Genomic DNA, 12,606 nt, shown 5'->3' on the forward strand with positions numbered 1-12,606 from the left:
GAAGTATGGTCATGAAGGGCAAAAAAGGTCTTATCGTAGGAATTGCCAATAATAAATCGATTGCGTATGGCATCGCAAAAGCGTGCAGAGAACAAGGGGCTGAGCTTGCGTTTACCTACTTAAATGAATCGTTGGAAAAGCGTGTACGCCCCATTGCCGATGAGTTTGGTAGTGATAAAGTATATGAGCTTGACATTAATAATCCAGCCCATTTAGAAGCCTTGACCGCTTCATTGGAAAAAGATTTTGGGAAGATCGATTTTGTGGTTCACTCAGTCGCATATGCGCCTAAAGAAGCCCTTAGCGGTAAATTTGTCGACACCACCAAAGAGGCATTTGACATTGCCCTTGGCACATCGGCGTACTCCTTGGTTTCCCTTTCACGCGCATGTTTGCCTGTGTTGAATGACAATAGTTCTATTTTAACGCTCTCTTATTTGGGCGGCCCTCGCTATGTGCCACATTACAATGTGATGGGTGTTGCTAAAGCGGCTCTTGAAGCAAGCGTGCGTTACCTTGCGGTTGATCTTGGTCGTCAGGGCATTCGTGTGAATGCAATCAGTGCAGGGCCTATTAAAACCCTTGCGGCGAGTGGCATAGGTGATTTTAGAATGATTCTTCGTTGGAATGAGATCAACGCACCGCTTCGTAAAAATGTGACGACCGATGAAGTGGGCAACAGCGGCATGTACCTTTTAAGTGACCTTTCCAGTGGCGTTACGGGTGAAATTCACTACGTCGATAGCGGCTATAACATCATGGGTATGGGAATGGACGAGACCAATGAAGAGGGTCATACCATTCTTGCATGGGATAATCAAAAATAAGGAAACCGCATGAAATTAGTGCTGCAAAAACTTGGATATGTAGTACTGATGCTCTGCATTATTTCTTTGATCTCTTTTGGGGCGATTCATCTCGCCCCGAATTCGTTTTTTGCCAGTGGTGAACTCAATCCCAACATTACTCCCGAATCACTCGAACAACTCAAACGTGTTTACGGGCTTGATCAATCCCTCACAGCGCAATTTTTCGCATGGTTTAAAGCGATGCTCCAGCTTGACTTTGGTATCTCGTTTGCCAGTGGAAAAGCAGTGCGCGATGAGATATTAGAACGCCTTCCGATCACCCTTTTGATGAATGTGATCAGTATGATTTTAGTCTTTATGTTAGCGCTGTATTGGGGCATCAAATCGGCCATGAAGCATTCAAAGCTTTACGATAAAAGCATCAAGCAAATCGCACTGATCAGCTACGCGATGCCTTCGTTTTACCTGGCACTTCTTCTGGTCATTCTCTTAGCCGTTCAGTGGAAACTTTTTCCTATCTCTGGGCTTCACTCTCAAGGGATAAGCGAAAGTGGATGGGTTTATCTGTCCGATATGGCGTGGCATTTGGTTTTGCCCATTTTTGTGATGGTTTTTGGAGGATTGGGGAGTTTGATCTTGTATGTGCGAAGTTTGACACTCAATATTTTAAAAAGCGACTACATCTTTTTTGCCAAAAGCAGAGGCATTGAAGGAAAAGCGCTTTTGATGCGGTTTATTTTACCCAATCTGTCCCCTCCGATTGTAACGATTCTAGGGCTTTCGCTACCTGGTCTCATTGGTGGCAGTGTCATTTTGGAGTCTATTTTTGCGATCAATGGTATGGGATTGCTCTTTTACCAAAGTGCTTTAAGCAGGGATTATCCTGTGATTATGGGGATACTCATTATCTCCTCTTTTTTAACGTTACTGGGCAATATGATTGCCGATTTGATTTTAACAAAACTCAATCCTCATTTTAAACGTAGAGGATAAAACACTTTAAAGGAAAAAACAATGAAAACGACTCTTTTAACATTGCTTATCGTGGGACTCATGAGTGGATGCGCGACATGGGGAGGCATTAAAAAAGATGCCAAAGATGGTGCGGAGTGGACCAAAGAGAAGATCAATCATGGGGCTGAATACGTGAAAGAGAAGACGGAATAAAGAGAAAAAAGAGGTTTACATGTAAAGCGTTTTCGCTTTACATGTAAAGACGATTACAGTCCACCAAAAAGGTTTTTAAGGGCGTTTGGATCGCGTTGTTCGGCTAACTCATCGCTGTTTGGATTTGCATTTGCACTTGCGCCACCTGATTCAACGAGTTCAATTTCAAAACCGGTCAGCATGGACGTCAAACGAATATTGATACCATTTTTGCCAATCGCTTTTGATTTTTGATCACTTGGAAGGGTAACGATGGCTTTGCCATTTTGAATTTTGACATTGGAGATAATGGCAGGACTGAGTGCGCGCGCGATAAAAATTTCAGGAACGTTTGAGTACTCAATACAGTCGATATTTTCATTGTGCAGTTCTTTGCTGACCGCATTAATTCTCACACCCTTGGTTCCAACGGTTGCGCCCACCGCGTCAATGTTGGGGTGAAGGGAGGTTAATGCAATCTTCGCGCGCTCCCCTGGGATTCTCGCACTGCCGATGATTTTAATCAACTCATCTTTGATCTCAGGCACTTCAAGCTCTAAAAGAGACTCTAAAAATTTTGGGCTGGTACGTGAAAGTTCAACATACATGCCTTGTGATTTATCGATGAGCACTTTACGAATCACGCTTTTAACGACGTTACCGACTTTAAATTTCTCGCCTTTAATACGGTTTTTACGTGGCAATACGGCTCTAATTTCTTCAATCTCAATGTACGTATTTTCATCATTATCCACACGTACCACGGTTCCAAAAACGGTTTTGCCTACGAGCTTTTGGTATTTTTCAAAAATGTTATTTTCTAAGAGGCGTTGAATGTGATACTCTAGCTCTTTTTGAAGCGTTGCAGCAGCTGTTCTGCCTAGGTTATCGAGAGGCAATTCATAGGTCAGTTCATCGCCAATGTCAATCTCAGGATCAACCTCTTTTGCCTCTTTAATCGCGATAAAATTTTCATTGCCCTCTAGAAGTCTTGCATCATCAGGTTCGACAACGATGACTTTTTGATAGAGTTTAAGTGTTTTGGTCGCAGGGTCAATCTCTGCACCGTATTCGTATTCTGCGCCGTAAATTCGTTTTGCCGTTTTAATGAGTGCCAAGGTTACGGTGTTCTTAACTTCTTTAATGTCGAGCCCTTTTTCATGGGCAATAGATTCTATAATGTCTACAATTTTTTCCATAAGTTTCCTTAATAAAGATACATATTTTTTATGTCATGTGTGTTATTCGCAATGATGAAAAATCAAAATGGAAATTTAAACGATTGCGGTGAAGAGTAAGGATTATAACTAAAATCTTCTTTTATTTTTCTTTATAAGAAAGCATCTGTTTGCTTTTAATGAGGAATTTATCGAAAACAAAGTATACTTCGCGATATATCTTTGTGCGTGTTGTACACATACGATAATTTTTGCGATAGAAAAGAGGTTTACAATGGAAATCAAATTAGCACGAAATGAAATTAATGGAAAACCAAAGACAATTACATTGGACAAAGTGACAGAGATTATTGAGAAAGAGGGACAAAAGATTTTTTATTTTGACAAAGAAAATTCTCATAAAGACCTCGTGGCACTGGTCGAGCACTTTGAAGCACAAGGGTTTAGCGTCTATTTAAGAGACATTCGTTACGGGTTGGGTGAGAGCGATTACATGTACGAAGTACATATCCTCTAAGGCTGGATTTTGGGTATAGCAGAATCAAAAAAGCTTTATATCGAGACCCTTGGGTGTGCGATGAATGTGCGGGACTCTGAGCACATTATCGCCGAGCTTGGGGATAAAGAAAATTATGTTTTAACGAACAATCTACAAGAAGCAGATCTGATCTTGGTCAACACCTGTAGTGTGCGTGAAAAACCTGTCAGTAAACTCTTTTCAGAGATCGGAAAATACAACCTTCAAAAAAAAGAGGGGGCGAAGATCGGTGTGTGCGGATGCACCGCAAGTCATTTGGGCAAAGAGATCTTCAGGCGCGCGCCGTATGTGAGTTTCGTCATCGGCGCACGCAACGTCTCCAAAATCTCCACAGCAGTTAATACAGAAAAATTTCTCAGCGTCGATACCGACTATGATGAGAGCACCTATGCCTTTGGAGAATACCGCAACAGTTTGTACAAAGCGTATGTGAACATCTCCATCGGCTGCGATAAAAAATGCACCTACTGCATCGTGCCCCAAACCAGAGGCGATGAGATTTCTATTCCAGCCGATTTGATTGTTAATGAAGCTCGAAAAGCAGCCAAAAATGGGGCGAAAGAGATCTTTTTACTCGGGCAAAATGTCAACAATTATGGCAGACGTTTTAGCGGAAATATCGAGCGTTCTATGGATTTTTCAGACCTACTCAATTTGATCAGTGAAATCCCAGAAGTTGAGCGCATCCGTTTTACCTCACCGCACCCCTTGCACATGGACGATAAATTTTTAGAAACGTTTGCAAACAATCCAAAAGTCTGTAAGTCGATGCACATGCCCTTACAAAGCGGCTCGACCCATATTTTAGAGCAGATGAAACGAGGTTACAGCAAAGAGTGGTTTTTAAATCGCGCATTAAAGCTTCGTGAAATGATTCCCGATGTCTCGATCAGTACGGACATTATTGTCGCTTTTCCCGGAGAAAGTGACGTTGATTTTGAGGATACGCTTGATGTCATACGACAGGTTAAATTTGAGCAGATTTTTGCGTTTAAATACTCTCCTAGACCTTTGACCAAAGCGGCTGAGTTTACGAACCAAATTGATTCTGAGATAGGCTCAGCGAGACTGGAGCGCTTGCAGCTTTTGCAAGATGAAATTTTAGATGAAATTGCAGCAAAACACCTCAATAAAACCTATCCTGTTTATATTGATGAACTTCGGAACAGTGGCTTTTTAGCAGGGCGAAGTGATAACAATGCCCTTGTGCAGATTAAAGGTGATGAGAGCTTGCTTGGACAAACAATTAACATCAAAATCACCAATCCAAAACGTCTCTCCCTCTATGGCGAAATTGTTCTCTAAAACGATGCAACGCAAACTCTTGGTGTGGATTCTTCCACGCCTTGCTTATGTGTTCATGAACCTTCTTTTCTTTACATGTAAAAAGAAATTTCACTATCAACAGCGTGTTTTTGGTTCTCCTACGCTGTATGCTATGTGGCACGGTGAGTTATTGATGGCTGCGTTAGCCTATCGACATTATTCGCAACGTACCCACATTAACACTGTTGATACGATCATCAGCAACCATTTTGATGGGGAGATGATCGCAAAATTGATGGATCTTTACGGCGCAAAAACGATTCGTGGAAGTTCTTCGAAAGGCGGTGTGTCCGTTTTGAGACATGCGTTAAAATCGCTTCAAAATGGGCGCGATATTGGCATAACACCTGATGGTCCTAGAGGTCCAAGGCATAGCGTTGCCGATGGTGTTGTAGCCCTTGCTCGAATGAAAAAAGTGCCTATTGTCGCTATGAATTGCAGACCAACGTCGTATTGGAAAATGAAAAGTTGGGATCAGTTTTGCATTCCAAAACCTTTTTGCACGTTAGAGTTCTACTACAGTGATCCTTTCTATGTGCATGAGTTTTCACTCGAAGAGGCAAAGGCGCTGATTCAAAAACGTCTTTTAGAACACGCTGTTTGATGCACTTCGCCCAAATGGTACCGCTTTTGCTTGATATTTTACAAAACTTAAGCAAGATTAGTCTAATATATAGTACAAATTCAAATCAACACAAGAGTAGTGATGTGAACAAAGAGTCAGAAATATGGGCATAAGAACTGTTCTTCAGAAAAAATTTCAGAATCTTTTTGTGGCTGTTGTGTTAAGTGAGACTGAATGTACCCTGCGTTGTAAAGTGCTTAAAGAGGGCGCCATTACTCGAACGTTTACCAAAACCTTTACGTTGACATCTCCATTAGATGCGCTTGATAAAAACCTTGAAGATTATTTGATGAATTTGCAAGATGAGTATCAGTTTGTTTACATCGCTTTTTTGCTAAGTTCTTTAGGGCAAGGTGCCATTTCAGGCACAGGAAACAGTGCTTTTAGCAAGCACAGCGTTGATATGCAAAATGTTTACAACGTCGCTTTGTTCAACCAATGGTCTGCGTATGCTTCGTTTATCGAGATCAAATGGGCTAAGAATCTTTTTTCTGAAGTAGGTCTGGATTTTATCTACTCACCTTTTATTCTTTTGAGCGATTTTGTCGTTTCTCAAAAACTCAAAAACAAGCCTACATGTTATCTTCTCAACTGCCAAGATTTTTTTATTTTAGCGATTTTTGAAGAGCGTCAATTACACTTTGGTGCTTTTTTCAAAACACAAACGGACACAGCATTTACCCACAGCAATGATATGAATGATTGGGAAAATGAACAAGAAGAAGAGGGTATTATCGACTCGACTGAAGAGATGTCCGAAATAGTAACCGCCAATGATGACGAGGAAGCGCAAGAAGAAGAGATTGAAGAACTCAGTGAATTAGGTGAACTTGGTGATCTTGAAGATATTGATGATTTGCGCTCTACCGACTCTTTCTCCGATGTGAATGATCGCTCCTTAAGTCAATTAAGAGGCATGGACGCGCTCAAAGATGAGGACATCAGCCTAGAGCTTTATGGGCGCGATCTTTTGGTCTATAAGTACTTGAAAACGGCACTGGAAGAGTATTATCACAACCCTTTGTATGTCAGTGAATTTATTGATGAGATTATCATTTTTGATGGCTATGAGATCAGTTCCGATTTGATTCATCAACTTGAAGATGAGCTAATGATGGACGTGGAGATTCACAAAGTGGACGTGGGTGATCGTATGTGTGACATCGCGATTAAAGAGGTTTTTAAATGAGACTAAGTTTCATCGCACCTCGTCCGAAGCCCTTTTTATCCCTCTTTAGCAAAATGTGGGTCATTTTTATTACTTTGATGTCTCTGTTTATGATTATTTTCAATTTTTACATCGTGATTGAGATGAGCTCCTTTAAAAGTGGCGTGGTTGATCTAACCAAAGAGCGTGAAATGCTTGAACAAAAGATCGATGAAGACGATGCAACCATTGGGCTGATTTTGCGCCAGAAAGCGCTCTCTGAAGAGATCTTTTCAAACAATACCCTCTTAAAAGAGAGCATGAAAAATCTGTTTGATTTAGTCCCAGATCAAATTACACTCAAAAAAGTACAAATGGAGCGTAATTCGCTTATTTTATACGGTATCTCCCCCACACAAGATACCTTTAATTTTTTGTTAGCAGCACCGCTCAAATCGATTTTTCATACCAGCAACACCACCTTTTACCTGACAAAAGAGGGGTGGTATAATTTTGTGAGCATTAACAAAATCATTGGCGAGGATGGCTTAGGTGAATAGTTTTGACCGCAGTTTAGACAAAATCGACATGATGAAATTGCTCATTTTTTTAATGGTGTTTATCATGGTTACCTTTGCCTTTGTTTTTTTGCTGATCATCCCCAATGTCAAAGAACACCGCATCTTGCAAGCAGAATACAAACGGGTTTTGGTGCATAAAACCAGAGTTGAAAACCTCTTTTTGGAGCGCGAAGCAGAACTCTCTAAACTCAAAGCCGAGAACGTGCATGTGATCTCTGCGTTTAAACACCCCTTTACGCAAGAGGAGTTTATGCGCTATGCTGGAAAATTTTTTACCCAAGTATCACTCAAAGAAGTCACAAAATCAGCGTATAAAAAAGAGTTTGTTGAGTATGAACTCAACGTCACGTCAACCCTCAAAACACCGACCAACTTTTATAATTTTTTAGAAGGGCTGAACCGCTACACCAGCATCGTTCAAGCCGATTTTCCGATCTATCTGGAATCTAGTAGTGAGAGTATTAGCTCAACCTTTAAAATTAAGGTCTACGATCTTAACGCAACGCATTAGGATCAAGAGCGTGCGCGTAGAGGTAAGGGCGAATTTTTAGAGGAATGTGCGCTTTGCGACACGCCTCTTTAAATTTTTTCCCCATAGCATGTTTAAGATAAGGTGCTATAAAAATCTTCATCTCACCAAAACAGACCGCTATATTTCCGCCTATGACACAGTTTTTGGTGTTTAAAATCTCATCCCTTTGTGCTTTGGATAAAAGCGTTCCCATTTGTTTGATAATTTGATCGATTTGACGAATGTTGATAAGGTCATCCGCGTCGCGTGGCAGTATACAAAGCTCACCAATACGTTTAGCCTGATGGGGCAAAAGTCGTTTACGATCTTCGATTAAGTAGGCAAAACTTTTAGCGATACCTTCTTCGTACATATCAATCAGCGGCGTTGCATAGTCGTGTCGAAATTGATTGCGTAGATGCTTGCGTGAGGCATTACTTTCATCATTAAAGTAGGTGATTTGATGCTCATGAAGGTAGGTTTGAAGCGTCTTTTTGCTTACATGTAAAAGAGGGCGAACCAGCGTATAATCGTTTCGTACTTCCACCTCTTGCATCCCTATCATCTCCACAAGTCCTGCTCCACGACCGAGTTGCATTAAAAACCATTCGAGTTGATCTCCTAAATGATGCGCCATTAAAAGCGTATCGTAGCCATGTTCTTGGAGAATGGTTTCAAAAAAAGCGTAGCGCTCTTCTCTAGCATGGTGCTCAAAATTGCTCCCTTCCAGTTTACATGTAAAGCTAAAAAGGTGTTTATGATGCGTTGTGGCAAGTGCTTTGGCATGCGCCTCTTCAGCATCACTTTGCGCTCTGGTTTGGTAATTCACATGGGCTATATCAAACGAAATGTTCTGCTCTTTGAGTAAAAAGAAGAGGGCAGTGGAGTCTCCACCGCCTGAAAATGCTACTAAATTTTTTGATCTTTTAAGAAGTTCAAGTGTTGCATTATGCAACAGTGGTGATGGTTGCAATGAGTTGATTCCCAGCACATTCGCTAATCGTTGCGCGGTAGCACTTGCCTACTTCAATGTTTGCGATGTCTGAGTCATTGACCAAGACTTCACCATCAATACTCGGTGCCCAAAGAAGCTCACGCGCGCCCATAAAATACTCGTGTTCGCTACTCTCTCCCTCAACTAAGATGACGACCTCTTTGCCCACCTCGTTTTTAAAGCTTTTTTTCGTTTTGGCTTGGACGAGTTTGTCGAGTTGTTTGATGCGTTTATTGATCGTTTTGGTGTCGATTTTTTCATCCATCCCGTAAGCGCTGGTATCTTCTTCATCTGAATATGCAAAGATGTTGACACGGTCAAAATCAAACGCTTTGGCAAAGTCCAAAAGCTCTTTAAATTCCGCGTCGCTTTCGCCGGGATGTCCTACGATAAAACTGGTGCGAATAAAGCTATTGGGCGCTTTTTTCATGAGTTCTAATTGCTCAATGATTCGCTCACGTCCAGCACCTCGTTTCATGCGTTTGAGCATAGAGTTGCTGATGTGTTGGATCGGCATGTCAAAGTAGTTGTGAAACAGCGGTGAGCTAATAATGCGCTCAATCAGAGCGTTTGACGTTGTGGTTGGGTAAAGATACAAAATACGCGCACTCTTCACACCATCGATTTTTTCCACTGCATCAATGAGTTTAATCAGTCCCTCTTTTTCCCCCACATCGCGAAGAAATGAACTGCTATCTTGAGAGATAAAACTAAAGTCATAAAAACCTTTGGCAACGAGCGCTTTGACCTCTTTAATGAGAGATTCAAGGGTTCGTGAATGCAGTTTGCCTTTAAATCCAGGAATGGCGCAAAAGCTACAGGCTTGGTTACAGCCTTCGGAAAGTTTGACATACGCATGCGCATTGGAACCCGTAATCACGCGCTCTTCTTCGTTTAGGAGGTAGGTTGCCGGGCTAAAACGGTTCTGGCGAAGGGCGATGATCTCATCGATTTTGTCATAATCACCCACGCCTGTAAAAAGGTCGACCTCTTTAAGCTCTTGGGTCAAATCTTCTTTGTAACGTTCGCTCAAACAGCCTGCCATGACAAGCACAGAGCCTTTTTTACGCGCTTCGTGGAGTGAGAAAATGGTGTTGAGACTCTCCTCTTTCGCAGGTCCGATGAAACCACAGGTGTTGACGATAAGTACGTCCGCTTTGGAGGGATCATCGCAAAGCTCATAGGCTTGAAGTTTGCCGAGCATCACTTCGCTATCAACGAGATTTTTATTGCAGCCCAGTGAGACTAAATGTAGTTTTTTCAATGTATTCCTTAATAGAGTTCTTTCAGAACTCGTTTTACGCTTCGAAAGCAAAGCTTCCAAAGCTACGTTTGCAACTAGGGCACTAAAGCTTGCCTCTTATGAGGCAGAAAAATACCTTAGATCCATAAATTATCAATGAGGCGAGTGGTGCCAACTTTGGCGCAGACGAGAATGATAGAGTTGCCTATTTCAATGGTTTCTATTGTATCAAAATCACGATTTAAAATTTCCACGTATTCTACATGTAAAGGTTTGAGGGTCTGTAACATTTCAGCTTGAATCGTTGCAATATCACGCTCCCCTGCGATCACTGCATGGGTTGCCACTTTCAAAGATTCGCACAAAAGCAGTGCATCTTGGCGCTCTTGGGCGTTTAGATACGCATTGCGACTCGAAAGTGCGAGTCCGTCATCTTCTCGGATAATTTCGCACGGGATAATCTCCAAATCCAAAAAGAGACTTTTGACCATATTTTGAATCAAATAGAGCTGTTGCGCATCTTTTTTACCAAAATAAGCCCTATTGGGTTTGGTAAGATGAAAGAGTTTGAGCACAACACGTAAAACGCCATCAAAATGCCCAGGGCGCGCTAAGCCCTCCAAAATATAAGCTTTGGCACTGGGTGCTAAAATCGTTGGTTCCATGGGTGAGTACATGATTTCAGCCGTGGGCATAAAAAGAATGCTCACGCCTGCAAGTTCACAGATTTTGATGTCAGCTTGGGTTCGCTGTGGGTAGGTACTAAAATCTTCTCCTGCTAAAAACTGTGTAGGATTGACAAAAACAGAGACAATGGTATGATCATTCTCAGCGATGGATTGTTGCATCAACGAAAGGTGTCCGTTGTGCAAGGCTCCCATGGTTGGCACGAAGCCAATGGAGCCTTGAAGCTCTTTTCTTGCTTGGGATAATTCAGTGATAGTTTTTACTATTTTCATTTTAGGCACTTTTGAGTAAAATATAAGACTAGACTTCTAAGAAACGGTTCTTAGGAAAAGTCTTTTAAATTGAAGCGAGTATTATAGCAAAAGGAAACCATTTGGATAGTTACGAATACACCGAACTTCTCAAAAAATTAACCACAAAAGTGGACAATATTGCTCAGATTATCAAGCCAGAAGAGTTGATTTCAAGGCTAGGTGAGATTGAGATGATCGAGCAAGACCCTGAATTTTGGAACGATGCGAAGAAGGCCGCTGAGTTGCAAAAAGAAAAAACCTCTTTAAATTCCTTACTGACCCGTTATACCAAAGCCAAAAATGTGGTTGTGGATGCGGTCGATTTGTACGAGATGGCAAACAGTGAAAACGATGAAGCAACCATCGAAGAGCTTTACAAAGATGCAGACCATTTGGAAGATCACATCACCAATTTAGAGATAGCCATGATGCTTAGTGGCGAAAATGATAACAAAAATGCCATTATCTCCATTCACCCAGGTGCTGGAGGGACGGAGAGTCAAGACTGGGCGAGCATGTTGTACCGTATGTATTTAAGATGGGCGGAACGCTCTGGTTTTAAAGTCGAAGTGCTCGACTACCAAGAGGGTGATGAGGCTGGGCTTAAAGATGTGAGTTTTATCATCAGTGGTGAAAATGCGTATGGCTACCTTAAAGTTGAAAATGGCATCCACCGTTTGGTGCGTATCAGCCCCTTTGATGCCAATGCCAAACGTCACACATCGTTTAGTTCTGTGATGGTCTCTCCTGAAGTGGATGATGACATTGACATCGTTATCGAAGATCGTGACCTTAAAGTAGACACCTACCGATCAGGCGGATCAGGTGGTCAGCACGTCAATAAAACCGACAGTGCGATTCGCATCACTCATGTGCCTACAGGCATTGTGGTACAGTGTCAAAATGATCGCTCACAGCATAAAAACAGAGCAACGGCGATGAAAATGTTGAAGTCACGTTTGTATGAGTTTGAACTTGAAAAACAACAAGCGGTGAAAGATGGGGTTGAAAAGAGCGAAATTGGTTGGGGACACCAGATACGCAGTTACGTTTTAGCGCCCTACCAACAAGTCAAAGACAACCGAAGCACCATCGCCTATTCGCAAGTCAATAACATTTTAGATGGCGATATTTCAAAAATGATCGAAGATGTGCTGATTGCACAAAAACGCTAAAAATACTCTATACAAGGAAGAACCAATGGAAAAACAAGCAATCTTAACACAACTAGGCTACAGTGTTACACCAAAGTCTGAAGCGCAACTTGAGTGCGTTATCAACAATACCATAGGGTTTGAACATGTTGGCAAACACCTGCTTGCACTCCACGATGCCCTTAAAGTGCATCACTCTTTTGTGGCACTCTCTAGTAACAAAGATTACTTCAAAATCAAAAACGAAGCCACCAGTGCTGATCTGATTGATGAAGTCAATGAAATGATTCACAAATGGGCAGCAAAATATAAAGTGACTTTGGAAAAAGTTCCTCACAAAAACACCTATTACGTCATAGGCTACAAATAACAAA

General features: G+C 41.7%; 15 protein-coding genes. 11 read left to right on the top strand and 4 right to left on the bottom strand.

All coding sequences use genetic code 11. The annotated features are described in order from the left end of the window. Nucleotides 1–5 precede the first annotated feature (5 nt). Genes fabI through JU57_RS13985 form a run of 3 tightly spaced genes read left to right on the top strand, consistent with a single transcriptional unit; the run spans nucleotide 6 to nucleotide 1,976 of the window. On the top strand, nucleotides 6–827 hold the full coding sequence (fabI, locus tag JU57_RS03990) for an enoyl-ACP reductase FabI (protein WP_037957244.1): 822 nt from the start codon (nucleotides 6–8) through the stop codon (nucleotides 825–827). A 9-nt stretch (nucleotides 828–836) separates the two neighbouring features. Next, entirely contained in the window at nucleotides 837–1,802 is a 966-nt protein-coding gene (locus tag JU57_RS03995) for an ABC transporter permease (RefSeq protein WP_037957246.1), read from the top strand. A gap of 21 nt (nucleotides 1,803–1,823) precedes the next feature. Next, entirely contained in the window at nucleotides 1,824–1,976 is a 153-nt protein-coding gene (locus JU57_RS13985; RefSeq protein WP_294875757.1) for a hypothetical protein, read from the top strand. Between the two features lie 53 nt (nucleotides 1,977–2,029). Here JU57_RS13985 and nusA read toward each other — a convergent pair whose 3' ends face one another. After that, nucleotides 2,030–3,154: a transcription termination factor NusA gene (nusA, locus tag JU57_RS04000; protein WP_037957247.1), complete on the bottom strand. Its 1,125-nt coding sequence runs from the start codon at nucleotides 3,152–3,154 to the stop codon at nucleotides 2,030–2,032. Between the two features lie 253 nt (nucleotides 3,155–3,407). On the opposite strand from nusA, the gene JU57_RS04005 reads away from it, so the two are divergent. The 6 genes from JU57_RS04005 (at nucleotide 3,408) to JU57_RS04030 (ending at nucleotide 7,861) form a co-directional block, all read left to right on the top strand. Continuing rightward, the gene (locus JU57_RS04005; RefSeq protein ID WP_025343768.1) at nucleotides 3,408–3,650 is read left to right on the top strand and encodes an HP0268 family nuclease; all 243 of its coding nucleotides are present in this window, start codon (nucleotides 3,408–3,410) and stop codon (nucleotides 3,648–3,650) included. Between the two features lie 15 nt (nucleotides 3,651–3,665). Beyond that, a complete protein-coding gene (gene miaB, locus JU57_RS04010; RefSeq protein WP_037957362.1) occupies nucleotides 3,666–4,976 on the top strand; it encodes a tRNA (N6-isopentenyl adenosine(37)-C2)-methylthiotransferase MiaB in 1,311 nt (436 codons plus the stop codon). Next, on the top strand, nucleotides 4,957–5,601 hold the full coding sequence (locus JU57_RS04015) for a lysophospholipid acyltransferase family protein (protein ID WP_037957249.1): 645 nt from the start codon (nucleotides 4,957–4,959) through the stop codon (nucleotides 5,599–5,601). Before miaB ends, JU57_RS04015 begins: the two co-directional genes overlap by 20 nt. Nucleotides 5,602–5,725: 124 nt before the next feature. Continuing rightward, nucleotides 5,726–6,811, top strand: coding sequence for a hypothetical protein (locus JU57_RS04020; protein WP_037957251.1), 1,086 nt, complete (start codon nucleotides 5,726–5,728; stop codon nucleotides 6,809–6,811). After that, nucleotides 6,808–7,329: a hypothetical protein gene (locus JU57_RS04025; protein WP_037957253.1), complete on the top strand. Its 522-nt coding sequence runs from the start codon at nucleotides 6,808–6,810 to the stop codon at nucleotides 7,327–7,329. The genes JU57_RS04020 and JU57_RS04025 overlap by 4 nt, the downstream gene beginning before the upstream one ends. Beyond that, complete coding sequence (locus tag JU57_RS04030; RefSeq protein WP_037957256.1) at nucleotides 7,322–7,861, top strand: hypothetical protein; 540 nt, start codon at nucleotides 7,322–7,324, stop codon at nucleotides 7,859–7,861. The genes JU57_RS04025 and JU57_RS04030 overlap by 8 nt, the downstream gene beginning before the upstream one ends. On the opposite strand, the gene tilS is transcribed toward JU57_RS04030, so the two are convergent. The 3 genes from tilS to panC form a co-directional block, all read right to left on the bottom strand. Next, nucleotides 7,845–8,834 carry a tRNA lysidine(34) synthetase TilS gene (gene tilS / locus JU57_RS04035; protein WP_051906572.1) on the bottom strand — a complete coding sequence of 330 codons (990 nt, stop codon included), beginning with the start codon at nucleotides 8,832–8,834 and terminating at the stop codon, nucleotides 7,845–7,847. The two genes, JU57_RS04030 and tilS, sit on opposite strands and share 17 nt — an antisense overlap. Beyond that, the gene (gene rimO, locus JU57_RS04040; protein WP_037957258.1) at nucleotides 8,809–10,119 is read right to left on the bottom strand and encodes a 30S ribosomal protein S12 methylthiotransferase RimO; all 1,311 of its coding nucleotides are present in this window, start codon (nucleotides 10,117–10,119) and stop codon (nucleotides 8,809–8,811) included. The genes tilS and rimO overlap by 26 nt, the downstream gene beginning before the upstream one ends. 116 nt (nucleotides 10,120–10,235) lie before the next feature. Next, complete coding sequence (gene panC, locus JU57_RS04045; protein WP_037957260.1) at nucleotides 10,236–11,057, bottom strand: pantoate--beta-alanine ligase; 822 nt, start codon at nucleotides 11,055–11,057, stop codon at nucleotides 10,236–10,238. Nucleotides 11,058–11,158: 101 nt separating this feature from the next. On the opposite strand from panC, the gene prfB reads away from it, so the two are divergent. Next, nucleotides 11,159–12,253, top strand: a complete 1,095-nt coding sequence (gene prfB / locus JU57_RS04050; RefSeq protein WP_037957261.1) for a peptide chain release factor 2 — start codon at nucleotides 11,159–11,161, stop codon at nucleotides 12,251–12,253. A 25-nt stretch (nucleotides 12,254–12,278) separates the two neighbouring features. Then, on the top strand, nucleotides 12,279–12,602 hold the full coding sequence (locus JU57_RS04055) for a hypothetical protein (RefSeq protein ID WP_037957263.1): 324 nt from the start codon (nucleotides 12,279–12,281) through the stop codon (nucleotides 12,600–12,602). Nucleotides 12,603–12,606: the final 4 nt, after the last annotated feature.

The sequence above is a fragment of the Sulfurospirillum sp. SCADC genome, from assembly GCF_000743525.1.
Lineage (GTDB): Bacteria > Campylobacterota > Campylobacteria > Campylobacterales > Sulfurospirillaceae > Sulfurospirillum.